General features: G+C 58.0%; 15 protein-coding genes. 5 read left to right on the plus strand and 10 right to left on the minus strand.

Annotated features, from left to right (window positions below; translation table 11 throughout):
• Positions 1 to 199: 199 nt before the first annotated feature.
• The 4 genes from GSQ80_RS16570 to GSQ80_RS16585 are packed head-to-tail and all read right to left on the minus strand — an operon-like array spanning position 200 to position 8,842.
• The gene (locus GSQ80_RS16570; RefSeq protein ID WP_158788790.1) at positions 200 to 1,711 is read right to left on the minus strand and encodes a glycosyl hydrolase family 39; all 1,512 of its coding nucleotides are present in this window, start codon (positions 1,709 to 1,711) and stop codon (positions 200 to 202) included.
• A 10-nt stretch (positions 1,712 to 1,721) separates the two neighbouring features.
• Positions 1,722 to 3,164: a trehalase family glycosidase gene (locus GSQ80_RS16575; RefSeq protein ID WP_158788791.1), complete on the minus strand. Its 1,443-nt coding sequence runs from the start codon at positions 3,162 to 3,164 to the stop codon at positions 1,722 to 1,724.
• On the minus strand, positions 3,161 to 5,449 hold the full coding sequence (bglX, locus tag GSQ80_RS16580; protein ID WP_174241357.1) for a beta-glucosidase BglX: 2,289 nt from the start codon (positions 5,447 to 5,449) through the stop codon (positions 3,161 to 3,163). The genes GSQ80_RS16575 and bglX overlap by 4 nt, the downstream gene beginning before the upstream one ends.
• A 21-nt stretch (positions 5,450 to 5,470) precedes the next feature.
• A complete protein-coding gene (locus GSQ80_RS16585) occupies positions 5,471 to 8,842 on the minus strand; it encodes a TonB-dependent receptor (protein WP_158788792.1) in 3,372 nt (1,123 codons plus the stop codon).
• A 302-nt stretch (positions 8,843 to 9,144) separates the two neighbouring features.
• Between GSQ80_RS16585 and GSQ80_RS16590 the strand changes: the two genes are divergently transcribed.
• Positions 9,145 to 11,208 carry a beta-galactosidase gene (locus GSQ80_RS16590; protein ID WP_254059713.1) on the plus strand — a complete coding sequence of 688 codons (2,064 nt, stop codon included), beginning with the start codon at positions 9,145 to 9,147 and terminating at the stop codon, positions 11,206 to 11,208.
• 34 nt (positions 11,209 to 11,242) lie between these two features.
• A complete protein-coding gene (locus GSQ80_RS16595; RefSeq protein ID WP_158788793.1) occupies positions 11,243 to 12,910 on the plus strand; it encodes a right-handed parallel beta-helix repeat-containing protein in 1,668 nt (555 codons plus the stop codon).
• A 6-nt stretch (positions 12,911 to 12,916) separates the two neighbouring features.
• On the opposite strand, the gene GSQ80_RS16600 is transcribed toward GSQ80_RS16595, so the two are convergent.
• A complete protein-coding gene (locus tag GSQ80_RS16600) occupies positions 12,917 to 14,194 on the minus strand; it encodes an SGNH/GDSL hydrolase family protein (protein ID WP_158788794.1) in 1,278 nt (425 codons plus the stop codon).
• A 126-nt stretch (positions 14,195 to 14,320) separates the two neighbouring features.
• On the opposite strand from GSQ80_RS16600, the gene GSQ80_RS16605 reads away from it, so the two are divergent.
• The gene (locus tag GSQ80_RS16605; RefSeq protein WP_158788795.1) at positions 14,321 to 15,370 is read left to right on the plus strand and encodes a LacI family DNA-binding transcriptional regulator; all 1,050 of its coding nucleotides are present in this window, start codon (positions 14,321 to 14,323) and stop codon (positions 15,368 to 15,370) included.
• 23 nt (positions 15,371 to 15,393) lie between these two features.
• Here GSQ80_RS16605 and GSQ80_RS16610 read toward each other — a convergent pair whose 3' ends face one another.
• The 3 genes from GSQ80_RS16610 to GSQ80_RS16620 all read right to left on the minus strand — a co-directional run bounded on the left by GSQ80_RS16610 (position 15,394) and on the right by GSQ80_RS16620 (position 18,432).
• Entirely contained in the window at positions 15,394 to 16,953 is a 1,560-nt protein-coding gene (locus tag GSQ80_RS16610) for a hypothetical protein (protein ID WP_371315732.1), read from the minus strand.
• A 178-nt stretch (positions 16,954 to 17,131) separates the two neighbouring features.
• The gene (locus GSQ80_RS16615; protein WP_158788797.1) at positions 17,132 to 17,659 is read right to left on the minus strand and encodes a cupin domain-containing protein; all 528 of its coding nucleotides are present in this window, start codon (positions 17,657 to 17,659) and stop codon (positions 17,132 to 17,134) included.
• 125 nt (positions 17,660 to 17,784) lie between these two features.
• Positions 17,785 to 18,432, minus strand: coding sequence for a hypothetical protein (locus GSQ80_RS16620; RefSeq protein ID WP_158788798.1), 648 nt, complete (start codon positions 18,430 to 18,432; stop codon positions 17,785 to 17,787).
• A 206-nt stretch (positions 18,433 to 18,638) separates the two neighbouring features.
• On the opposite strand from GSQ80_RS16620, the gene GSQ80_RS16625 reads away from it, so the two are divergent.
• Both GSQ80_RS16625 and GSQ80_RS16630 read left to right on the plus strand, forming a co-directional pair.
• On the plus strand, positions 18,639 to 20,684 hold the full coding sequence (locus GSQ80_RS16625) for a PD40 domain-containing protein (protein ID WP_158788799.1): 2,046 nt from the start codon (positions 18,639 to 18,641) through the stop codon (positions 20,682 to 20,684).
• 133 nt (positions 20,685 to 20,817) lie between these two features.
• Positions 20,818 to 22,476, plus strand: a complete 1,659-nt coding sequence (locus GSQ80_RS16630; protein ID WP_158788800.1) for an AsmA family protein — start codon at positions 20,818 to 20,820, stop codon at positions 22,474 to 22,476.
• A gap of 45 nt (positions 22,477 to 22,521) precedes the next feature.
• Here the strand turns inward: GSQ80_RS16630 and GSQ80_RS16635 are convergent, their stop codons facing one another.
• Complete coding sequence (locus GSQ80_RS16635) at positions 22,522 to 23,970, minus strand: glycoside hydrolase family 71 protein (protein ID WP_158788801.1); 1,449 nt, start codon at positions 23,968 to 23,970, stop codon at positions 22,522 to 22,524.
• A 10-nt stretch (positions 23,971 to 23,980) separates the two neighbouring features.
• Entirely contained in the window at positions 23,981 to 25,237 is a 1,257-nt protein-coding gene (locus GSQ80_RS16640; protein ID WP_158788802.1) for a hypothetical protein, read from the minus strand.
• Positions 25,238 to 25,474: the final 237 nt, after the last annotated feature.

The following is a 25,474-nucleotide window of genomic DNA, read 5'->3' on the forward strand; positions in this document are numbered from 1 at the left end:
CCAAAAGGAGGTCTGGAAGTGATCGCAGAGCCGCATAACCATGGTCCTGACCAGCGGTATTTAAGATGTATCCGCAACGTCGGATCGGCTCTTCCGATCACCGGCATAGGGCCGCTGCGGACTTGGCAAAATTAACCGGCTTCCATGCAACCTGCTTAGACAGTTCATCAGCAATATCGCACCGTTACTACGCTGTTCATTACGGGAGTTTGACTACAATCACCGAAAGCCCATTAAAGTGAATTCGCGCGTCCAGCAATTTTGACTCGGCAATTAACTGGGGGGTGGCAGTGTCCACGTGAAATTCCGTCGCTCCAGAACATTCGTCGCAGCGTACGTCCACGGGTAGTAGGCTCTTGTTGATGAGTAATAGCTTGCGGTGGCCTCGAGGATCGATATAACCCGACGCAGCTACCTCGTGCGATGCGAGGTTGGTCTGGACGATCGAATCTCCCGGACCAAAGTTGTCGTGGAGTAATTGCAGCACTCGATAGCGTGCGTTCGGTTCCCCGTTCTGCCAGTCCAGCAAGCTGACCGAAGGAAATTGAGAGGGATACCCGAGAAGCTGCGAGGCTCCGAGTAATTCGATTCCCTGCGCGGCGAGGTCCTGATAGAGGTAAGCGAACATCGCGCCGCACAAATTCCAGTACTGCGCCGAGGGTGGAAAACCGGTTTGCGCGGCGCCCTGCGCGAGGTCGTCAGCAGCGATGCATCCGGCTTCGTTGATGTGGATTTGGGTGTCGGGCGACAGTCGTCGGCGGATCGCCGCTATGTACCGGACAGAGCTAAGGAATCCATCGGCCCGCGCGAAGAAGGTGTAGGGCTCGGTCTTATCGTCCTCGCCCGGCTCCGCGTCCGAGTAGAAATGGAACGAGATCGCATCCAGAGGCGTTCCAGGTGCGTGATTTTTCGCGTTCAGAAAATACTCGAACTTCTGCGGCGACTTCATCGGTTCAGCCAGAGACATCCCGACGAAGCGGGTCTTGGGACTAACCTTATGCACCGCGGCAACGATGCTGTCGTACAGCCGCGTGTAGGTCTGGATATCAAGGCCGTGCTCGTACTCCGGCTCGTTCAGCACTTCCCACCATGCGATGTCTTCATGATGTTGCGAATGGTGTTGCGCGCCGAGTTCATCGACGAATCCTCCCGCGGTATACCAGCCGGCAACCCGTGCGTAGTAGTCTGCTGCTCCCTTTCCAGTGGGATCGCGGAGTTCCGTTCCAGCCTCATAACCCCAATCGGCTTCGTCGGCCGATGCGGGGACAGGGCTGGGGTTCGCGTCGCGGAACATCCATGTGGGAAGGGTGCTCATCGTAAAGACGCTGCTATGATCCTTGGTTGCGCGAAAGAAATCGGTGACAATCGGATCGATCGCGTCGAAGTTCCACGACGTGCTGGTCGCGGTTGGAGGCTGCAGTTCTGCCACTGCGAGACGAGGGTACGGATACCAGAACGCAAGCCTGGTCATGTCCGTATGTAACGCTGCGAGGTTCGCCCAGACTTTGTCATGGATGGAGGAACCGGGGCGTAGCGGTGGGTTCTCAACCACCTGCAGCGTGATCGTCGTTCGCGTGGTGCCGGTGATTGTTTTCCAGTCGACGGAGAGCTCGGCGGGCTGATGGCTCTGTGCGAAAGCCGCTGTAGCCGTCAGCAGGACGATGACTGCGCCGAAAGCATGAATGCGATGGCGAACTGCAAGGAGACTCATGGATCGTACCTTAGCCGCGACTTTCGCGCACATACATTCTGTATCGCTGGCTGGTGAGTCGGTCAAGAATCATCGTCAGAATTGTTGCTGACATCCCAAGGCCCGCCACGCCGAGTGGAGCTCCGCTCGCTGAGTTGTAGTGCTCCGAGATGCCAACCTTCAAGGCATTGGCTACGGTTGCGTCCGCGATGCGTGCCGCCGTATCGCGATATCCATACAGCGCCAGGCCTGTCGCAACCTGATAGTTCGGTGCCGGCCACACGTCGCCGCGCCAGAATTCATCCGGCTTATATTCGCGGTTCATCGCCGAGACAGTGGGAATCGGAAGTGAAGTGTTCCATGCAGACGTATCCAACGCTGCGGCCATCGTCCGTGCTTGCGGCAGCGTCGGCACGCGCGCCATCAAAGGGATGAAGCCGCCGATCGTCGGCGAGCCGGTTTGTTTCCCGGTCAGTACGTCGACGGCCACAAAGCATCCTGACTCCTGATCCCACATCCGTTGCTGCATAGCTTGCACGCCCTTCTGATAGCGAGCGTGGCGTCGCATCGCCATACTGCGATCTCCCAACGAGTTGGCCATGCGTTCAAGCGCCTGCTCAGAGAGCAACAAGTACGCAGTGTTTGCCGGGATCGCGAGGTTGCCATACCACGCGCCATTGTCTACACCGGCGGCGCGGCCGGGATGTGGAATCATTCTGAGGCCATCGAGATCAACCTCTCGGTCGTAGGTCTCGTACCGCGCGTGCTGTAGATCGCCACTATAATCGCCGACGCCGATCAAGCCTACGTTCGTGATATCGCGTTCGCGCCAGTACCATTCGTGGAAGGCCTCAAGCGCCGGAAGGCCTACCCGCAGCAACTCCCTATCGCCATTGCGAAGATAGACCCGTTCCATTCCCCAGGCCAACAGCGGCGCCTGCGAGTACGCGGGAAAGTCGCGCCACTGCTTGCCGTCGCGCCAGCCGGGAGCATCAAACGGAGCCATGTAATTCGCGACCATGCCGTGCATGGGGAGGGGCTTCGCGGCGTCCCACCGTTGCTGGAAGTCCCAAAAATTCTGGAAGACTCCACGCAGCAATTGCACCTGTCCAGGCAGCAGCGAAAGCAGGTCCGCGACAAACATCGTGTCCCAAAGCCACTGCGCATAATAACCGCCGCCGGGAACCAGCCAGGCATGCGCCAGCGGCGGATCGGCGGCGCGAATCTTGCCCAGGACGCAGGTGGAATATACGTCGACGGCAAACTCATTGAGTCGTTGCGATTCCGAAACGAGCAGTGTTTTGAGGAGTGCGGTCAGGTCCTGTTTATTCGGCTGCTGGTCCGCCGCGGCTTGCTCTGTTTGGGCGAAGACGCTCTTGAGCAGGAGAGTAGACGCGGCGGCTCCGGCCAGGAAAGAACGGCGCTGCATCTTCCGATGCGTGATGCCAGAGATGCGTCCAACTCCGAATGTCACCGTTGCACCATGGTCGTGGTCACGTCAAACTGCGCATGCTCGACAGCCATCGAACTATCTCCGACCCAGACATCATACGTCGATGCTTCTGTTGCTCGCTGGCGCGTACCCGGAGACCAGAAACTGAGATCTTTGGCCGCGACGTGCAGGGTGATCGTCTTTGTTTCTCCGGGCTGAAGACTGATGCGGGTGAAGCCTTTGAGTTCGCGCGCCGGTCGTGAAGCGCTGCCGAAACGCTGGTGTGTATAGAGCTGGACTACTTCTTCCCCAGCGGTCCCACTGGTATTTTTGACGTCGATGGAAACAACGATGCCGTCCGAGGTAAGCGTCGGCGAAGACAGTTTGAGGTTGGAGAAGGTGAAGCTTGAATAACTCAGCCCGAAGCCGAAGCGGTAGAGAGGAAATTGTGGTTCGTCCCAATAATAGGAGGCGAATTTCGGCGAGTCCTCATGGACCTGCGAAAGGTTGCGGTTGTAATAAAGGGGCTCTTGCCCAACATTGCGCGGCCACGAGACGGGCAACTTGCCCCCCGGGTTCGCGTCGCCAAAAAGGAGGTCGGCAATCGCGTTACCACCCTGGGTTCCCGGAAACCACGCTTCCAGAATCGCGGGCACATGGGTTGACGCCCAGGTGATATCGAGCGGCCGTCCGTTGACCAATACCAGTGTCACAGGCTTGCCAATCGCAGCAATTGCTTCGAGCAGAAGCTGCTGCTTACCCGGCAAAGCAAGTGAAGCGCGCGAGGCATATTCGCCGCTCATGTCATCCTTCTCGCCGAGCACCAGGACCACCTGGTCGGACGCCTTCGCTACGGCAACTGCCTCGTTGATGGAAGCGTCCGGCTCCTGCCCCGCGAGAGACCCCACTCCGGGCGATAGCTTATCAGGATTAAGCGAAGGTTGATCTTCTCGCTGAAGAGTTGTGCCCGCCGCGTAGTGAACCTCGACCGTGGGTCCCAACTTCGTCCGGATGCCATCGAGCACGGACACGACCTCTTTGGGGTCGCCGCCAAAGGACCACGATCCTTGAATCTCTTTGTGCGCATCGGCGAGCGGCCCAATCACCGCGATCGAATGTATGTGTTTTGAGAGCGGCAACTGCCCGCCTTCGTTGCGCAGAAGAACGGCACTCCGAACCGCGGCCTCGCGGGCAAGCGCACTGTGCTCAGGATTGTGAAGAGCTGCATCCACTTTGCTCTCGTCAACGTAAGGGTGTTCGAACAGCCCAAGCTCAAACTTCGTCCGAAGTATCGGGCGCACAGCTGCATCGATTTCCTGTTCCGTCACCTTACCCTCTTCGAGCAACTTCGGAAGATTATGGAGATAGCTGTCTGACCCCATATCCATGTTCACCCCCGCGGTGATGCCTCGCAGGGCAGCGTCGGATGGATCACTCGCAAAACCGTGGGCGGTAAGGTTGTAGACAGCCCAGGCATCGGAGACAACGAAGCCGTTGAAATGCCAGTCTCCACGCAAAACGTCATGGAGCAAATAACGATTGCCGCTTGCGGGCACATCGTTGATGTCCATGTAGGCGCTCATGATGCAGCCAACGCCGGCTTCTACCGCGGCGTGGAATGGCGGCAGGTAGACGTTCTGCAGCTCGGTATCCGAAAGATACACCGCATCATAATCACGGCCGCCCACCGCGGCTCCGTAGCCGGCAAAATGTTTGGCGCATGCGAGAACATGGTGAGGGGCGCCAAGAGTGTTTCCCTGAAAACCCTGCACGCGTGCAGTCGCCATCTTGCTGCCGAGGAATGGGTCTTCACCGGCACCCTCGACCATGCGGCCCCAACGTGCGTCGCGTGCGATGTCGACCATTGGCGCGAAGGCCCACGTGATGCCAACAGCCGATGCCTCGTCGGCGGCCGCGGCCTGAATCTGGCGATTTAACTCGAGGTCCCAGGATGCCGCCTGCGCGATCGGCACAGGAAAGATTGTGTGGAAGCCATGAATCACGTCGAAGCCGATGAGCAGCGGAATGTGTAGCCGCGAATGCTCCACAGCTACGTGCTGCACGCGATTGATCTCTTGCGGATCGGTGAGGAAGAGGTAGGAACCAAGCTCCCCCTTCTCGATACGATCGTCCGGCGCACCTTTGTACCAAAAGATCTGTGAGAGCTGGCCAAGTTTCTCGTCGAGCGTCATCTGACGCAACAAGGCGTCCGTTCGAGCGTCCAGACCTGGGTTGTTGGAAGTTACGATGGTTGACTGCGCAAAAGCAGCGGACGATATCATCAGCGCAGTCACACCCGCGCGGAGTCTGATCAAAAAATGATTCATGCCAATCCTTCGTGGGCCGCGTTAGAAGACCAGGCGGCCGCCGAATTGCAGAACGCGCTGTTGACCCCCGCTGCTGGTGATTTGCCCGAACGTGCCCGGGTTTTGTGCCGTTCCGAGATGTGCCATATTTCCATCCGGCTGGCCATAACGAGAGGTGTTCAAGAGGTTGAAGGCTTCAATGCGAATCTGAAAGCTCATGCCGTGGGGCAATCCGAGCACCTTGAAAATGGAGAGATCTTCATTTGTGTAGCCGGGGCCATAGAGCAAGTTGCGGGCCAGGTTGCCGGTGATGAGGGTCCCGCCGGGAGCGGTGGATGCTGCCTGACCAGGAGGGATGGTAAATGCATTGCGGTTGAACCACATCTGGATCGTACGGTGACCTACGTAGGGATTGCCCGTGAGGTTCGGCCGCAACCCCGGATAGGTGGGATTGTTCAAATCCGAGACGATGTTGAAGGGACGACCACCACGCAACGTTGTAATGCTGTTGAGCTGCCAACCGCCGAGGAAGATGTCGGTGACGCGCCCGGAGTCATGGAGGAAGCGCTTGCCTTTGCCGAACGGCAGCTCGATTACCTGGCTCGCTACAAAATTGTTGCGCAGGTCGATATCAGAGTTCCCATATTCCGCGCCAATGTTGAATGGGTCCTGCGGGTAGTCGCCTCCCTTGCCCAGGTTCGGAGGTGCTGGACCGGTGTCCAGGTTATGTGACCACGTGTAGGAGATCAGGGCGCTGTAGCCGTGACTGAATTGGCGGTTGATCTTGGCTTGAAGCGAATTATAGTTGCTGAGGCCGACTGGCTCTAGCGCCTGCACCTGTCCAAGCGCGGCAGACAGATGGTCGTTGATGTTATAGTTCCCGACCTTCTGCGAGAGGTTACGGGTATTTGCGCCGACGTATCCCAACTCGAAGGAAGTCGAGCTTCCTAACTGCTGCTGAATCGTGACGTTGTAGTTCTTTGAATTAGCGGTTGGGAAGTGGATGGGCTGCGAGTTCACCACCTGCGTACTTGCTCCGGGCACCGTCGTCAGATCGACGTTCGCGACGGTGGGTGGAACAGGATTGGTGGTGGGGCGTGCGACACCCTCATCAAGGAAATAGCTCAAGTAATAAGGGTTATTTGAAAACTGCTGCTCGGTGTAAAAGGGATAATTTTCGGTCAGCAGGATATCGCGCGAATCATTTTCAGGTGAATAGAAGATGCCGAACCCGCCGCGAAGAACAGTTTTGGGTGCGAGCTGATACGCGAATCCGACGCGAGGCATGAAGTTTGTCTTGTTGGACTCGACGAGCGAACGAGAGTTTCCCCCACGGCCCGCGATGTTGATATTGAGGGTCGTGAGATTGAAGTTCGCCTGATCATCGTTGACTTCGACATAGGGCTGCACATACTCGTATCGCAATCCATAGGTGATATTAAGCTTCGGCGTAACTTGCCAGTAGTCCTGGAAGAAAAACGTCTGCTCATTTGCCGTTGTCTCGGGCGCCTTGAACTGGAGCCCCTGATACACCACCTCGGGCAGCCCCAGCAATATGTCCGCGATTTCCGAGCCGCCGTTGTAGTAATACGCATTTGAGTCGTAAAAACTGTAATCCGTTGCGCTCGAGAAATTCGATCCGGGGCCAGCGAAATATTCGTACGGTACGGGATACAGGGAGTAGTCCGAGTTCGAGTCAATATGCCGGTACTCGTAGCCGAATTTGAAGTCGTGTCTGCCCCGCGTGTAAGTCAGTGAATCCATCAAGCCATACACTTTTTCGCGCGACGTGAGCGGCTTATAGGTTGAGCCGCCGGTTACTGCGCCAGAGCCCACCTGAATCTGCGGAAACCCATCCGTCGTTGGGAACCCAGGGATGTTGGCATTCTGAATGCCAAACTTTGTGGCCAGATTTGTGCCGTCGACAAGACTCTTTTGCGTTGTAGGCGAGAGGAAATAGGTAGCGCGCGCTTCATTCAAAAGGGTCTGCGTAAACATATGGTCATAGGTCAAGGCGAGCGCTGTGTTTTCGTAGGCAGTCAGACCACCGGTGTCCGCTCCTCCTCCGCCCTTGACAGGAATGGCGCCGGCATAGGGATCAGTTGAGTTGTAGGTTCCCTGCTCCGCATCGTAGGTCAAGTACAGCCGATTACTTTGCGAGAAGGTGTAATCCGTCCGCAGATTCCCAACATTGCTGGTCTGGCTGTAATTCTCCGTGATCGCAAAATTCTGGTAGGGGTTGTTGCTCTGCGGCGCTGGGAAAAGACTTTGGACGATATTTCTTCCACCTGTGCTAACGTCCGCGGCGGGAATTATGTTTCCGGGAAACTGTTCACTGTAATAGTTGTTCTCAAAGAAGTAAGGATCGAAGATCGGAACCTGATTGCCGGTGTAGGGATCGGTGAGCTTCGAAAGATCCGCGTCTCCCGCGGAATCGAAGGTTACCTGGTTCTGTCCAACCAGGGTCTGACCAAGGTACGACGCTGAGGAAGTGTTCCGATAACCTTCATAGGCGAGAAACAGGAAGGCCTTATCTTTTTTGATCGGGCCGCCGATGGTTCCGCCGTAGTTTTTCTGAACGGTGGTTGGCGAGGAACCCGGGACCGCAAACTCGTTGTTCGCCGCAGTTGCCGTGGGCCGGTAAAAGAAGAATCCAGAACCATGAAGGTTGTTGGTGCCCGCCTTTGTCTGGATCAGAATGGAGCCGCCCGATGCACGTCCGAACTCTGGCGCGTACGTCGAGGTGACGACTTTGAACTCCTGGATCGCATCAGGGCTAGGACGCACGTTAGTGTCGTTGTTAAGGCCTGTCACTTCGACGCCATTGATCTGATAGGAATTGGAAAATTCGCGTTGACCATCCACAGAGATGCTGAGATTGTTTCCTCCGCCACCTGGCGCTACGCCGGGGACGAGGAGCAGCAGTGTAGTGAAGTCACGACCCAGGGTCGGAAGATCCGCAATCTCCTTCGCGCCAATCACCTGGCCTGTCTCCCCACCCTGCAGCTGCAGGATCGGAGTATTGCTCGTCACCGTAACGGTGGCCGAAGCAGACTCAAGTTTTAAGCCGATGCTGAAGCGCGCCCTTTGATCGATGTCGAGTTTGAAGGGTGGAGTGGTTTGGGTAGCGAAGCCCGATTTCTCGATGATGACTTTGTACGTACCGGGCGGAAGGGCGCTGGCAGTGACCTCGCCCGAATTGTCGGTTGCTTTGGTAGTGATGATTCCAGTGTCGATGCTCTGGATGGACACGCCGGCGTCGGCCACCGCGATGCCGGAGGGATCCATAACGCGGATCGAGATCGAGCCACTTGTTGCCTGGCCCCAGGCCACTCCAGGCGTCGAAACAGCTGCCAGAAAGGCGAGGATCAGCAATCCCACGCGTTTGGAAGAACCAGCAAACATTGCGATCATAGAAATCCTCTTGCGGTTTCAGACTCGTGTAGAAACGTTTTCTTATCGTGGGCGTATGCTATGCATTGCACTTTACCTCTGTCAACAAAAATTGTAAAAACACATAAGACGAAGGCTACATGTCAATTCAGGGAAATTTCAAAGAACCTGCCGCCTACCGAGAACGCCGCGAGACCATCCGCTCGCGCATTCCTATTTGGAAAAACCTTTTCTTGGCCTAAACTGATCCCTCAGTGGGCGACCCGGATCGCTGGGCATTCGTTTCGGCCGCAGTCAGTCACCGGATTTGAAGGAGATCGAGCTTGAAGAATGCCGCCATTGTTACAGCCGCCCTGTTGTTCCTGGCGCCCTTTGTGCACGCGCAAACCACCCCGCCAGCACCGCCTCCCTTACTTCTTGGGTCCGCGTGGTATCCGGAACAGTGGCCCGAGTCGCGTTGGGAATCGGACCTCACCCTAATGCAGCAGGCGCACCTGCATGTTGTTCGAGTTGGCGAGTTCGCATGGAGTTCCCTTGAACCGAGCGAAGGAAAGTTCGACCTCGACTGGCTGGAGCGCGCGATCAATCTGGCGGGAAAACACGGCATTTACACCGTCCTTGGAACGCCCACGGCAACCCCTCCCGCGTGGCTTACCACTCGCTATCCGGAAACTCTGCGCATCGACGAAAATGGCCATCGTGATGAGCACGGCAACCGCCTCCAGTACAACTGGTCGAATCCCAAATATCGTGAACTGTCGAGAATCATTGCGACCAAACTTGCAGAACGATTCGGGCACAATCCTTATGTGATCGGCTGGCAAATCGACAACGAGATTTCGCAAACCTCTACCGATGAGGGAACACAAAAGCAGTTTCAGAGCTGGCTGCAGAGCCGCTACGGTACGCTCGACAACCTGAACGCGCGTTGGACGACGGCTTACTGGAGCGAGTCATACAGCGATTGGTCGCAGATTCCGATTCCGAAACATGGCGGTGTCGACAGCGGCAACCCTGGCCTGCTGCTTTGTTGGCGCGAGTTCATCTCGGATACGTGGCGCAGCTATTTTCTGAACCAGATCGACGTGATTCGGCCTCTCTCCGATGGCCGACAATTCTTCACGACGAACACCATGGGATTTTTCCAGTATTACGACCATTACGTTACGGAGGCCATTCTCGACCTGGCTGCGTGGGACGACTACATGCCTGACGGCAAAGTCGATTTCATCGGCAATGGCATGGAGCACGACCTCGCTCGCGGGTTCAAGCGTAAGAATTTCTGGGTGATGGAGACGCAGCCCGGAAACGTCAATTGGTCCAGCGTGAATGTTGCGCTCGCGCCTGGCGATGAGCGCGCGCTGGCCTGGCATGACGTTGCGCACGGTGCCGATGCGGTTAATTTTTGGCAGTGGCGGAGCGCACGCAACGGTCAAGAGCAATATCACGGTACGATTCTTGGCGCTGACGGAACTCCCCTTCCCCTCTATCCTGAAATTCAACAGATTGGGGCAGAGTTCGAGAAACTCGGGCCGCTCCTCGCCGATACGCATGTCGTCTCCGAGGTGGCGCTACTGCATTCGTATGAGAGCCGTTGGGCGATTGAGTGGCAACCGCAGTCGAACAAATTCGACCCCCTGGAAGAGATGCGGCGCTACTATGCCCCCCTGCGACGTCGTGTTCAGTCGGTAGATATCGTGTCCCCGGACGTTGATCTTTCGGGTTACAAGCTGGTGGTCGCGCCCGCGCTGAACTTGATTACGGAGAGTCAAGCGCAAGCATTGATCGCATATGTAAAGGGCGGCGGAAACCTGGTGCTCACGCCGCGATCGGGGATGAAGGACGCCGATAACGCGCTGCAACCGGAACGTCAACCGGGCCCGCTGGCATCGCTGTTGGGTGGACGCGTTGAACAGTTCTACGCGCTTGCTGCACCGGTGGCAGTCAACGGCGAACTCCTTCAAACGCAGGCCACGACGTGGGGAGAGTTGCTCAGCACCTCCGCGCCCGATACGAAGGTCGTCCTGCGTTATGGCAAAGCGAACGGATGGCTGGATGGGAAGCCGGCGGTGATCACACGTCGCGTGGGCAAAGGGAGCATCACCTACATCGGAACCATCTTCGATGCAGCGGCGATGCAGGTCCTGGCGGATTGGCTTTTGAAGCAGGCGAATGTTGCTGCGGCCTCGCTGATCGTTCCCGACGGCGTAGAAGCCAGCGTTCGTTATGGCAAGGACAAAGCTGTCCACATCATCGTAAACTTCTCCGAAAGGGAGCAGACGGTGCACCTGCCAACAGCCATGATCGACGAGTTGAACCAAGGACGAAGCATCCGCGAAGTAACCCTTCCAGTCAGCGGCGTGGCGGTCCTTCGTGAATCGCGATAGTCATTCTCGCTGCGCCGGATGGGTCGTCGCCGCGATGTTTTTCTTGTTCGTTCCCTGCGGGCACTGCGCGACGTATCACGTGGACTGCGGGTCAGCTGCGACGAACAATCCGTCTGCCGAGAAGACCCTGCACACATTGGCCGAGGTAAATGAGCTCGAGCTCAGCCCGGGCGACACCCTACTCTTCAAGCGCGGCACCACATGCAGAGGCGCGCTTCAACCGCGTGGGTCCGGTACCGAAACTGCACCGATTCGTATTGCAGCATACGGCGAAGGAAGCCTGCCTCGAATCGTCGATGGCTTCACGGACGCCGCGGCCTTGCGTTTAAATAACCAGCAATTCTGGGAGATCGAGTCGCTCGATATAAGCGGCTCCACGACGTACGGCGTGCTGGTTGAATCGGCAACCGCCGCAATGCACCACATAGTCTTGCGAGACCTTCTCGTGCACAACGTTCGAGGCACGCTGAAGCATAAGGAGTCAGGCCTTGTAGTCCTTCACTCGACGGGGAAGGGTGGCAGCTTCGACGGCGTGCTCATCGATGGGGTACAGGCATTCGATACCACCCAGTGGTCGGGCATTTTTGTCTCCGATGCCGCGCACCTCCAAGTCCTTAACTCCATTGCGCACGATGTTCAGGGCGATGGCATTGTGGTGTTCAGCTCGCATGATGCTGTGATCGCTCACTCGCTCGCTTGGCATACGGGCATGCAGCACCAGGAGACCATCGGAACCCCCAACGCCATTTGGACATGGCGCTGCACGAACTGCATTGTGGAAGACAACGAGGCCTTCTTGGCCGATAGTCCGGACGTCGACGGGGGCGCATTTGATATTGACTTCGGGAATAGCCACAACACCGTGCGACGTAATTATGGCCACGACACCGATGGCTATTGCGTGTCCGTGTTTGGAGCGTTCGGCCCGACGACGGCCAGCGTGGTCGAGGACAATCTTTGTCGCGCGAACGGACTGGCTCCTCGTCTGGCGCAACGCCAGGGCGCGATCTTGCTGATGACGTGGCAGGGCGGTTCGATCGATGGCTTGATGGTGAAGAACAATCGTGTCGAGTGGAACCCTCCCGGCGATACACCTGCCGTTCGGGGTGGGGCCGATCTTCAAGCGACCGGTGTTGCGTTTTCCGGGAATCAGATCCGCTCTACAGGAATCAGCTTCATCGATCCGGAACTGAAGTACGCGGGCGACCACAACATCTACTCGGTCTCGAGCGTAGGTGCCTCCGAGCTTGCTGCCGCGAAGATGCGTTTTCTGAAGCTTCCGGAATCGAATTCAACGATTCAAGTTTGGAATGGGCCGCAGGTATCCCGAGCGGCTGGTACGTGGTCACTCGTCACGACCGATTCTAGCGATAGCGGGGGGCGCGATCGCATGCGCACAACGCTTGTTCAACTGATGAGCGCCTCTCTGCAGTTTGGGCACGCTGGTTTGCGAGTCACACTTGCAGGGGATGCGGATGTACTGGCATTGGCGACCGATTGGCAGCTTCCGGAAGCTGGTGTTGTGCTGCAAGCTCGAGCCCCCGGCACGCCGCCGTCGCTCAAGCTCATCTCGCCCGCCGACGAGATCATCAGAGAGTGGAACAATCCCGGCTGCGTGGAGTTGGGGTCGGCACTCAACGAGCATCTCGGAAGGCCGAACTTCGCGTTTCTCCCCTTCGAATACGTGCGCGCTACCGATTAACGCTGCTTATCTCCTGCGGAGTTCAAAGTTGTGAGATTTAGGGGCAGCTTGTTTGTAGATGGTCGTGGCAAGCTCGTTTTCAGCCGCTTGCAAACGCACTTCCGCCGCTGCCGGATCAGGCTGCTGGGCAGTTTCCGCACTCAGGATAAAACGTGACTCGTCCAGCGTCGCTCGGCGGTTTTCTTCCCAATCGATACCGCGCGCCTGATCAAGCATTGGCGTCTTGAGAAGAGCCAGATTCACGCCTTGCTCCAGCGTCTCGGCGGAAAAGCTCGCTATCATCTTTCGATCGATCCAAAGATCGTAGCTCCCTGCAGGCAGTCCACGGACACGTATCATTTGGCGATCGAGCTTCTCGATTTCGGACTCCTTGAGGAGCACGGCTGTCATTGCATCATTAAGATCGAGCGGAAGCGGCAACGCCTCGTCGAGCTGGGTCCAACGCAACCCAGTGGGCGTCTTTTGCAGATCAGATATTTTTGTCCGCGCCGCAGCGGATACCTTCGCGTCCTCTGCCGTAATGGTGACGTCGCTGACCACGGGATCGACCTGCCACGCCTCCATCACGGCGGCCGCCATGATCCATTGAGCGCCGGGGCCAGGATGGATTCGGTCTGGAATCAACAATGGAGCGAGAGTCGGGAAGTCGGTCGCTGCATGACTCAGAGCGCCTGCCAGCCGGTGATGAAAATCTACGATGAACACCGGTGCTTCGCTGTGCGCCTTCCTCTGCGCTGCGAGCTCTGCGACGTCGTCGGCAATCGCATCGATTGTTTTTGAGTACCCAGGGAACTCCGTTCCGTGCGTGATTTCATCGTACGGCGTCGGCAGAATTAACGTGAGGGCCGCTTTGGGGTTCTCTCGCGTCAGTGTATCCAGCAGATCGTTGTAGCCTTTCCGAAATGCCGAGTCGATTTGCGGTGTCATGGACACATACCCGCCGTCATTCATCCCGAGCATCACGGTAATCATTGCAGGATGAAACGCAGTTACGTCGCGCTGGACACGCTGCTGCATGGTCCCCGCATAGCCGCCCCAGGTGGCATCGCCAGGAACGCCGGCATTGACAAATCGAACGCGCATGGTGGGATAACGGGTGAGAGTAAACTCTTCCACAAACCTTGTATAAAGGTGCAGCGCGGTGATGCTGTCCCCATAGAACACGACGGTATCGCCGTCTTTGATTGCCAGACCTCGCACGGCGGGATCCTGTGCTTTTAGATGGGCGCTCGAGCCAACGATCAGGCACAGAACAATCGCGCTTAGGACGTACCAATACTTCATAGAAGTGAAGCCCTCCGCCAAACCACCTATCATCCTCATTTAGAGTAGTTCTGTAAAGATGGAGGCCGTACGCGCGTGGTTACGAAAGCAACAGCATCGCGGGACAAGGGCAAAGCGTCGAAGCCTTTGAAACGTAAACGCGGAATCCATGCGGTGGCTGAGCTCGCGGGCGTGTCCATCTCCACTGTCTCGCGGGTGATGAACGGTGCGACCAACGTTGACATCAAGATCAGCCGGAGGGTCTGGAAGGCGGTTTCCGAAACATCCTACGTTCCGAACCGACACGCTCAGGCGCTCATCTCGGGCCGCACTCGATTGATCGGGCTGCTGGTACCGGACATCATGAATCCGTTCTTCCCTGAGCTCATTCACGGCTTTGAACAAGCGGCAGCGGAGGAGGGATTCGGCATCCTGATCGGTTCCACGCATGACCACTCGAACGAGACGGCGGAGTGGGTGCGCCGGATGTTGCAGCACGGAATCGAAGGCCTCGCGCTGCTGACCTTCAAGGAGGAGAGCGCCGAAGTTTACGCGCTGCTCCGAAAGATTCCGTGGGTCCAGCTTGAAATCAGCGCGAAGGCAAAGGGCCCCGGGACAGTTTCAATCGACTATGAGACCGGGATTCGGCAGGCTGTCCAACACCTCGCCGCGTTGGGCCATCGCGATATCGTATTTGCTGCGGGCGCTGCTAACGATTTCACCGCCGAGCTTCGACGGAAAGCCTTCCGAAAGTCCATACGCGAGATCGGCATCGAACCGAACATATACAACGAAGATCACACGCTGGAAGGTGGCATCTCGGCGGCGCAGAAGATCCTCGAGCGCGAGGTTTTACCGACGGCCATTATTTGTTCGAACGACCTGATGGCGATTGGTGCGCTGAAAATCCTGCATTCGGCGGCCCTGCAGGTTCCCGGCGATGTATCGGTAATTGGACTTGATGATATTCATCTGGCCCAGTTCACTTCCCCGCCGCTGAGCACCATCCGACTGCCCCGAACGCAACTCGCCGAAACGTGCTTCGAGGCCCTCTTCCAGATGCTTCGGCCGAACGCTCGACCACCGCGTGGAGAGCGCGTCTCTACAGATTTAATCGTCCGCGAATCGACAGGCTTCCCTCCCCATGCTTTGCAATCGAAGGCAAGAGCGAGCAAAACGAAGCCCCGCTCCGCATAAGAACGGATTATCCCCTTGGCACCTCACCACCAAAGAACATTCACAACCACGCAGACAACGAGCAGCGTGCCCGCGAGACACCAGACTGTAACAGAAGCCTTCGGCGGGGAGGGTCTCATGGCCTCGATGTTCACCGGCTGGATCTGCGAACGTCTGAGTAGCGACAACAAGTGGGCCGCATTACATACCAGGGCGGCTGCGGCAAAGCTGACGATCGCCGAATAAAAATTTGCGCTAAGCCTGCTGCCACTGGGAAGCCATCTCTCCGCGAACGCTAGTTGGATGCCGGCACCTGCGAGGATTCCCGCGCCCGCGCCGGTGATCGCGCTGGCGGCGGCTGTTTGCCGCGAAATCATGCCAGTAAGCAAGACGGCGAAGAATGGAATGACGAACAGGGAGAAGATCAGCAATACGAACGCGGAGAGATTTTCGAAGCTCCGCGTCCACAGCGCGACAACAATACCGATGGCAACACAGCAAACACTGGCGGCTCGACCGACGTTCCGATAATGCGACTCCGTCCGGCGAGAACTCAAAAATGGACGATAGATTTCTCCTGTCCACAGCGAGGAGAAAGCGGAGATATTTGCAGCAAGGCTGTTGAGTAAGCCGGCAATCAACGCGGCAATGCCCACCCCGAGCAGACGCCGTCCATAGAGAGTGGCGATGAGCGCCGGTGAGGTTTCGTCCAGTGCGGTGCCGGGTTGGGCCTGAATGTGCCCACTCATGAGAATCACAGGGACGACCACAACGATCGCGAACAGTAACTTGCCAAACCCGGCAATCAGCGGCACTTTGCGTGCCGATTCAAGATCGCGTGCGGTGAGGGCTCGCTGCACCAAACCATAATCCGTACACCAGTAGGAGAAGCTGATCACCCCGCCAAGCCCTACCAGCACACCCACTAAATCCAGTTGCGATGTGCTCGAAACAATGGGTGTCTCTCGCCACATGTGCCAATACTGACCAGTGTGTATGAGTCCTCCGTAATGAGCCTTATGGCTGAAGTAGAGAAGCGGCAGCAGGCCTGCGAACATAAAAAGAAATTGCAGAACTTCGTTATATACAGTCGCGCGAAAGCCGCCAATTAAAACGTAAGCAAGAACAATTGATCCGAAGACAAGAATCGCCAAAAGAAATGGCCAGTCCATGGTGATGTGGGTTACTTCAGCCAGGCCGTACAGACTAATGCCCGTGTACAGCGTAGACGCAATCAGAATCGCGACCGCGTTCAATAGCCGCACGTTCGGTCCGAACCGCTGGCCGAAATACTCCGGCATGCTGCGCGCGCCACTTTGCACGTACGCTGGAATCATCACAAGGCTTAGGAAAATCAGCGCCGGAATCGCGCCGATCCAGTAAAAGTTAAACGCTTGCACACCATAGCGAAAAGCGATTCCACTCAACCCAAGAACCTCCAGCGCCCCACAGTTGCACGCCAAAAAGGAGATGGAAGCGACCCAGGTGGGCAGAGATCCAGTCGCATTTAAATAGTCATTGGAACTGCGATGAAAGCGGGCGGACGCGTACGCTATGCAGATCGAAACACAGCAATACAACGAAACAATTGTGAATGTCACCACTATCGAGAATGCCAATGAAACTCCGGCCTGCCAATCGAATCGGAACTCATCTGATCCTAACTGGGCCAAAGCTCAATCGTACCCTCCGAAAGAGCGTGGTCGCGGCAAGTTCAGGCTGTCTGGCATTTCCGCTTGTCGAATTGTCTGAAATGTTCGGCATGCGGCAACATCGAATTGCTTAAAAGTGGCAGTTCCCCGGCTCAGCCGCTTCGATCCGGCGCGAGGCATTCGCGGGAACAATCTGTACAGCAACCGTCCGTGCCTCCACACTCCCTTCGTTTCGAAGAACGTGGACGTGATCCCCGCCGGGATCAACAAACCCCATACCTGCTTTGTAAACATGGCCCTTGCAGCCAGGATCGTGCTCTTCATAATCGGTCACCGTTCCTGCCGTGACGATAATCAGGCTGTGCCCGGGATGCGAGTGCCAGCCGCTACTGCCGCCCGGTGCCCAAACATTTTCCTGCACATACATGTCGGACTTCCCCCAAGTCTCTTGCAGCGACAGCCAGAGTTGATCATTCCCCCGCGCTTTCAGTCCGTGCGGAGACGAACTAGAGACGTTGATTTCGCCAAACCGACCCACGGCGATCAATCGAGTCCCATACCCTTCCGGTGGTTTCCCCAACACTCTTCCGGGATAAGAGGAACCTGTCGCCGCAATCGAGATGCCCAACAAGATCAGGCACGTTTGGCTCGTTCGCATGTCAACCTGCTTTCCTCAAAATGCCCGGACACCTATGCATTGAGATGGCGACCACTTGCTGCAAGACGCCCCACACGGAAACGTGAACGGGGCGCCCCTTCGAGCACGGCATCGATCGTGTGGATCTATCGACCTCTATGGTCAAAGTCCCAATATTTGTCGTCCGGATCGCTTGCCGCCATCTTGACGACGCCGTGGATCGGCTGCGGCCCGAAGTGGGATGTCGCATCGCCGGTGAACACCAGCGTGATGTTTGCATTCGCGACCGAGTACGGTGCGTTGTCCACTCCGGTAACGCACACCTGCAGAACGGAGGACGGCGGCTTCGTCTCGAAGGGCGCGTTGTTTCCATTCCCCGTCAACAGGCTGACCGTGCCACTTATCTGAAAGCCGCTGGTGGGGACAGGGGTCGCGTACGTGGGGCAACCGATCATGTCCCAGCTGATCTTAATCTTGGTCAGCCGAATGTGGTGGGTGTGGGGGTTCACCAGGGGCTGTGTCGGATCAACCGCGCCCTCCGCCGTCCTTCCAAAGCCAGACATCGTCATGTCCGCCGAGAAGTCGGCCGTCTCCCGGTCCGGCCCGAGTTCCATGGACCATTGGCCATGCATCTCCCATGGGCTGCCTTTGACGTTCGCGCTCAATGGCGAATAGTCGTTGATCAGGCCGCTCAAGTGGACCGACTTACGCTCCTGGCCCAAAGCGAAGGTGACCGGAAGCAATAAAAGCAGGGCAAGTACGGGTACCGCGGAATTCAGGATATGGCGTTTCATGAAAAACCTCTGTCGTGGCGATTGACGTCCAAACTCACGGACACCATCCGCCATGCGGGCGTACACGTTCAAGAGGTAAAGCGCAGAAGTGGCGCCGTTTCCCCGCTTTGCTATGCAATGCCGTCCTTTGCCGCCCCGTAGTAAAGCAGCGGTACAATTTGGGTTCCCGCATTCGGCACGACAGCGGACCCAACCTGGAGCGCGCGATGGGCGAACAACCCCTTGGTTCACCGCCGGCCGACACACTGCCGAAAGACCGGTTGGACTCGTGGAAGGAAATCGCCGCCTACCTCGAGCGCGATGTGACCACGGTCCAGCGCTGGGAGAAGCGCGAGGGAATGCCGGTCCATCGCCACCTGCATGACAAGGCAGGTTCGGTCTACGCTTCCCGGGCCGAGCTGGACGCATGGGTGCGCAGCCGAAATCCCCTCGCCGAGGAGGAGAGTGGGAACGGTGTTGTACCACCCGCACCGATCGCCCCACCACAGCCGGCGGCATCGACCATTGGCGGCGCGTGGAAATTCATCATCCCGCTGGCAGTACTCGCCCTGCTGGCAATTTCCGCAACCATATGGCTGCGGAAGACGGAGCACTTCTGGCGAAATCCCATCGCCGACGCACGCTTTCAAACGGTGACGGACTTCGATGGATTGGAGCAGGCTGCAGCCATCTCGCGCGATGGCCACCTGGTCGCGTTTCTCTCCAACCGCGGCGGACCGATGGATGTCTGGATCACCCAGGTCGGTTCCGGCGAGTTCCACAACCTTACCCATGGAAGTGTCAGCGAACTCGTGAATCCATCGATTCGAACGCTGGGGTTCTCGCCCGACGGATCGCTGGTCACATTTTGGGTTCGCAGGCCTGGCGGTTCCAGCGGCGATGCGATCGACACCTGGGCCGTGCCTACGCTCGGCGGCGAGCCCAGACCCTATTTGGAAGGCGCAGCCGAGTACGACTGGTCGCATGATGCATCCCGTCTCGCCTACCATACCCCCGGTCCAGGAGACCCCCTGTTCGTGACCGATGGCAGCGTACGACCACGAGACCGGCCCATCTTCACTGCCTCTGCCGGACTCCACGGCCACTTTCCGCTCTGGGCACCCGACGCGGCCTTCCTCTACTTCGTCCTTGGCGAATTGCCGGACAAACTGGACATCTGGCGCATTCGTCCCACCGGCGGAACTCCGGAACGGATCACGTCACAGAATGGCCAGATCACGTACCCGGTCCTGCTGGATCGGCGCACCCTCTTGTATCTCGCCGCCGATCCAGACGGTTCAGGGCCGTCGCTCTACAGCATGGATGTCGAGCACCGGATTCCACACCGATTAACTTCGGGCCTCGACCGCTACACATCGGTGGCCGCCACCGCGGATGGACATCGTCTCGTGGCAACGCGAACCACTCCTCACGGAACGCTCTTTCGAATCCGCATTGGCGATTCCCCTGCACAAGTCTCCTCGGCTGATCAGATTCCGCTGACCACCAGCTCCGGTTTCTCCCCGCGGCTCGGCCCCGACTATCTTCTCTATGTCTCCGCGACCGGCGCAGGCGAGAGCATCTGGAAGCTAGCCAACGGCGAGAGCACGGAGTTGTGGCGCAGCGAGGGAGCGCGAGTCTTCGGCGGCCCCGCCATCTCACCCGACGGCCGATCCATCGCATTCTCTGCCCGGCAGAACGGTAAAGCGCTCCTGTACGTTATGCAAGTGGACGGCACCAGCGCGCATATCCTGGCTGACTCGCTCGATTTGCAGGGCTCTCCTGCTTGGTCGCCCGACGGTCGATCCATTGTCTCGGCGGCCGACGATCACGGCGTCCCACACCTCTTCCGTATTCCCACGGACGGCCACGCGCCTGCGTCCTTCGTCCGCGATTATTCCCTCGATCCCGCTTTGTCCCCCGACGGCAGCCTGGTTGTCTACTCCGGACCCGACATCGGCACCACCTTCTCACTCAAAGCGGTGACAGCCGAAGCAGCCCCACACCCGCTGCCGGCCCTCACCCTCACACGCGGTGCTCGTCACATCACCTTCCTGTCCGGAGGCCGATCCCTCGTCTTCCTCAGGGGAGAGATTCAACACAAGGATCTGTGGCTGGTCGATCTCGACACCGGAGCCGAGCGGCAGCTGACGAGCCTCCCTGCCGACTTCGACGTGCGCGACTTCGATCTCTCTCCCGACGGCCGCGAGGTTGTCCTCGAGCGAGTCCAGGAGCGCTCCGACCTGGTACTGCTCGATCTATCCCGACCGTAGTCTCGCGTGCTGCTAGGACGCAGAAAGTTCATCGATGTATACGGAAAACCATTGGTAGACCTTTTCAGCATCACACCTGATTCGTGCGACGCAATAAAGTTGGAGTAGCCTCTTTCTCAAACTCGGAGGATTCATGAAGAAGTCGGTCAAAATCGGTCTGGCTGCAGCCATAGCACTACCCATACTCGCCGTAGCCGCCATTCCCCTCTTCGTGGACGCCAACACCTTCCGTCCAATCATCGAGAGCCGTCTTACCGCAGCCCTTTCCCGCAAGGTCACCCTCGGCGACCTGAGCCTCTCCCTCAGGACAGGAGCACTGGTGGCCAACGATCTCTCCATAGCCGAAGACCCGAAGTTCGGCCAGACCCCATTCTTCACCGCGAAACAATTGCGCATTGGCGTTGAGATGAAGCCGCTCATCTTGCACAAGCAGCTGATCGTGCGGAGTTTTGAGGTCGATGCTCCCCAAATCCATCTCATCCGCGCCGAGGATGGCACCTGGAACTTCTCCACCCTGAGCCACGTCGCCGCTCCCCAGAACACCGCGAAACCGGCCGCCTTACCCGATCTCCCCGTCGGTCTCGTCACCATCCAGGACGGCAACGCCACGATCGAAACCCTGCCCTCGCAAAAAAATCCCCAGGTCTACGACCACCTCAACGTCAAGCTGGAGAACGTCTCCCTGGCGAAGGCCTTTCCCTTCACGGTCAGCGCCTCGCTACCCGGCGACGGCAAGGTAGCGGTCTCCGGAACCGTCGGCCCCATCAATCCGCAAGACGCGGCCTCCACGAGCTTCGACGCCCACGTCACCATTGAACACCTGGACCCCGTCGTCGCCGGGTACGTCGACCCCGCGGACGGAATCTCCATGATCGGCGGCCTCGACGCCCACATCGTCTCAGACGGCATCAATGTAACGAGCGATGGCAAAGTCCACGCCGAGCACCTCATCCTCCTCAAAGGCGGCAAGGCCGCGCCGTATCCTCTCGATGTCAGCTATCAGATTCGTCACTCCCTCCAAGGCAACAGTGGCGAAGTCTCCGATCTCGCCCTTCAGACTGGCAAGGTCGCTATCCACATCAAAGGCACCTATCAAATCGCCGCAAACGTACCCGTCTTTGACCTCAAGCTGCTCGCCCAAAGTGTCCCCATCGACGGTCTGCAGGCGCTTATGCCCGCCGTCGGCGTAAAGCTCCCCAACAACGCCACCCTCAAGGGCGGAACGTTGTCGGCCAACTTCGCCATCAAGGGCTCGCCAACCGACAACGTCATCGTCGGCTCCTACGAGATCAGGAATACGAAGCTGGTAGGGTACGACCTCGGGTCGAAGATCGTTGGCATTGCTGCGATGGGTGGCATCAAGACGGGGAACACGGTTGACATCACGATCTCGCGCGCGAATATGCGAGCGACCAAAGCCGGCAGCCAGACGACGAATATTTATTCGGTGCTGCCGGCGTTAGGGGAGTCTACGGGCAGCGGAACTGTTTCGCCTTCCGGCCAGCTCAACTTCCACTTGATTTCGAAGGTGACGAGCGCGAAGGGACTGAATAAGGTGGGCGTGAATATTCTGACAAGCCTGAACAACTCGTCGGCTTCGAAGAAGCCTTCGAATGCCCAGGGTATCCCGATTAACATTACAGGCACGGCGGAGAACCCGGTCATCACCGCGGATGTAGGGAGCGTGATGAAAGGCAATGCCACGGCGATAAAGAACAAAACCACCGGCGTCTTTAATAAGATTTTCGGCAAGAAAAAAAAGGATTCCAGCTCAACCACGCCGAAGAAGTAATTGCCGCCCACACCCACCGACGCCTTCGTCGTACCTGCTCAACCCTTAATCGTGCATCGAACCGGTGGAGTTATACAGATTGGGATAGGGTGCCGTCGCGGTGATGGCGTCGTCTGCCGTGGCCTGCGTGAGAGTCACATGATTGCGCGCGAGGCTGAAGTGAGGCGCAGGCCCGGGAGTTAGCGGGAGTTGGAGATCATTGGAGCCGGCGGGGAGAGTGACAGTCATCGTGGTCGCGCCGAGAATTACGGTAAGGTCAGCAGGAGCGGTGAGATTCGCCGTGATGTAGAGAGTGTCGGCGACGGGCCCGTAGAGCTTGATGGCCGGCTGGTGCTCGGTCGAAAGGACCGTGCGATAGGCCCAATAGATCGCGTCGTTGTGGATCTCAGGTTGATGTCCACTCTTGTACCACGCGATGAAGTAAGCGAGGAGATCGGTGACCCCGCGGTGTGAGTGGAAGAAGTGCAGGGTGTCGGCGGGAGCGATGCTAGGCCCGAGGTCATTGGCACCAGGATATTTCGCGGGATCATCAATGGGCGAGACGTAAGTGCCCTCGATAAAATCATTCCATGTGAGGATTTCTACCCACTCAGGATGGGTCGCCTGGATAGCCTGCATCCAAAGGCGCCGCATCCCCTCGTAACCGCTGTACTCGTAGTAGCGGCCAGCGTTGGCGCCCCAAAACTGGAAGCAGATGGGTGCGACATACAGCTTCTGCGCGCCGTGGAGAGTGGCAGCGTAAGCGGCGGAAGACGGAAGCTGATCAGGCGCGTGGCCGAGGCCCGGAGAGCCAGCGATCCCCCAGTAGAAGGCTCCGTCGATAACGTGCTGGTAGAGCGCGAGGCCGGAGGCAACGCCATCGGCGGTGGGAGTTTCGCCCCCCCAGAAGAAAGACGGCACTAAGAAAATGCGAATAGGTGCGCTGGACGGAACGCTGCGGACCCACGACAGGGCGTCGGGTGCGGCGAGAAGCGAAGGCGCTGTGCCATGCTCGAGATTCGAGCGAAGCTGTTGCCAAAACTCCGGCCCGTGGCTGGAGCCGGAGAAGGTGGTGAGGACAAACCGGCCGTCGTGCTGGAAGTAAACGCCGGCGTAGCGAGGATTATTGGCGAAGCGCCGGACCATGTCCATCACATCGGTTGCATCGTTGGAACAGCACATGTCGGCAGAGAACATGAGTTTGAAGCCGGAGTGCAGCCGGTAAGCAGCTTCAAACATTTCTGAGGCGCGGCGAATGTAGCGCGGCTCTTTGGACCAGCCACCGGCGTTAAGCGCAAAGCCGTCGATGCCGATGGCTTGGGCTTGCTGAATCTCGTGTTGGTAGGCGGCGATGTTGGGCTCGCCGGTAGCGTCGTCGGCCACCGTGCCCTGGTTGGCAAGCATGTAGTGCGCGAAGACGAGGCGCTGGGCGGGTGCCGAGATAGCGAACAGGAAACAGAAAAGAACCAGAAGATGCGGGAGTGCTCGACGGGTGCGCTGCTTGCTGCGTTGCATGCAAATCAACTTACCAGAAGTAGGTCGCGACCACCTTGGGCGGCGAGGAGATCCCGTCGATGATTTCGGTGCTAAGAACCATCTCCATATTCTTCTGGTCCCAGTCCTTGGGAAGATAGCCCTTGATAGCCTCCATCTCGCCGGGCTGTGTGAGGAATTCACCGGCGGCTACCGTGCCACCGCGAGCAATGCCGGCGGCGACGATGGCAAGCTTACCAGTGTTAGCGTCGCGGAACCGGGCGACGATCGCGTAGTCGCGGTAGTTGTGGGTAGCCTGCTGGACTTGGCGGTCGATGCTCCAGCGAAGCTGATTGTGCGACTGGGTGTCCTCAATCCAGAAATGAGACATATCGGGATCGTTGCCGAACCGGTAGCGAAGATCGCGCGTCATACGCAACGTCCAGGTGTTATCGAAGGCGCCAAGAAAAATGGTAGGGCCCTGGCGCAGATCGGTAAGCGTCGCAGTGTCTTCGCCGAGAAGAGTGTAGTGACGGTGCCGCATCTCGAGCAGGCCTGAGAAGCTCATCAGCGGCTGCAGGTCGTCGAGGACGACGCCGCGCATATGCTCGTCCAGATGACGAACCTGGCTGGGAGTGGACGCATCCAGGAGCGTTTGACCGGTGAACATGCTCTGCGGAAAGCAAAGCGAGATTGGCTCGCTGGATCCGAAGATAGGAGCCCAGAATTTATCGAGCGTGGAGGGACGCGAGCTAAGCCAGACCGAGCTCCCCGCTGCAGCCGCAATCAACAAGACCGATGCCAGAACCCCCCACCAGGCGCGGGATCGACCATGCGCATGGACAGCAAGAGTCTCTGGGATGGACTCGACCGGATGAGTCGTGGTGGAGAACTCGTTCAGCGAGACGGGGTTCGTGGGACTGAGCGGTGAGGAGGCTGGCTGGGGCCACTCAAAGTGTGGAATATAAGAGCCCGGGGGTAGCGAGATGCGCAGCTCGTCAGGGCTCTCGGAATCTTGGTAGTACTGGGCGATGCGCTTGCGAATCTCGGCGGCGGTGACACGAACAATCGGGTCCGTGGTAGTGTCGTAGCCGGCATCGCGACCGAAAACCTCGATGCCGAGGGTGCGTTCCTTAAGCTGGTCGCCACGCCCCTCAAGCTCTTCGTGGATGATGTAGCGGAGGAAGCTCGGAAATCGTTTGCTGTGGGAAAAGTGGGGGTTATCAAGCAGGCGATCCAGCTGTCGCAGGATGTCTGCCTTCTCCGCATCGCCGTAAACGGCTGCCGAAACGCCCCCATAGTCAGTCATAATTGTCCGTTAGACGCGGATTATACCGTCTGGACCAGGGCTTTGTCGCGGACGAAAATTGGCCGATTTTCCCAACAAATTGCCGATTCTTATCGGGATAAGAGCCTGTACTTTACCGCAAGGCCCTAGACAGTCTCGGAGGCGGACCCTATAACCGGGCGACACTCAAAGTCGACTTTAGTTCTTCATATGGGTAAACCCGTCCTCGCGAGAGGCCGGTTCAAATTTTGGAGGCAA

This window comes from Granulicella sp. L46 (assembly GCF_009765785.1).
GTDB lineage: Bacteria > Acidobacteriota > Terriglobia > Terriglobales > Acidobacteriaceae > Granulicella.

Coding starts and splice junctions, on each gene's coding strand:
- bglX (WP_174241357.1), bottom strand. CDS start 5,449: ATGAATCATTTTTTGATCAGACTCCGCGCGGGTGTGACTGCGCTGATG.
- GSQ80_RS16570 (WP_158788790.1), bottom strand. CDS start 1,711: ATGAGTCTCCTTGCAGTTCGCCATCGCATTCATGCTTTCGGCGCAGTC.
- GSQ80_RS16595 (WP_158788793.1), top strand. CDS start 11,243: ATGTTTTTCTTGTTCGTTCCCTGCGGGCACTGCGCGACGTATCACGTG.
- GSQ80_RS16615 (WP_158788797.1), bottom strand. CDS start 17,659: ATGCGAACGAGCCAAACGTGCCTGATCTTGTTGGGCATCTCGATTGCG.
- GSQ80_RS16630 (WP_158788800.1), top strand. CDS start 20,818: ATGAAGAAGTCGGTCAAAATCGGTCTGGCTGCAGCCATAGCACTACCC.
- GSQ80_RS16625 (WP_158788799.1), top strand. CDS start 18,639: ATGGGCGAACAACCCCTTGGTTCACCGCCGGCCGACACACTGCCGAAA.
- GSQ80_RS16635 (WP_158788801.1), bottom strand. CDS start 23,970: ATGCAACGCAGCAAGCAGCGCACCCGTCGAGCACTCCCGCATCTTCTG.
- GSQ80_RS16620 (WP_158788798.1), bottom strand. CDS start 18,432: ATGAAACGCCATATCCTGAATTCCGCGGTACCCGTACTTGCCCTGCTT.
- GSQ80_RS16640 (WP_158788802.1), bottom strand. CDS start 25,237: ATGACTGACTATGGGGGCGTTTCGGCAGCCGTTTACGGCGATGCGGAG.
- GSQ80_RS16585 (WP_158788792.1), bottom strand. CDS start 8,842: ATGATCGCAATGTTTGCTGGTTCTTCCAAACGCGTGGGATTGCTGATC.
- GSQ80_RS16600 (WP_158788794.1), bottom strand. CDS start 14,194: ATGAAGTATTGGTACGTCCTAAGCGCGATTGTTCTGTGCCTGATCGTT.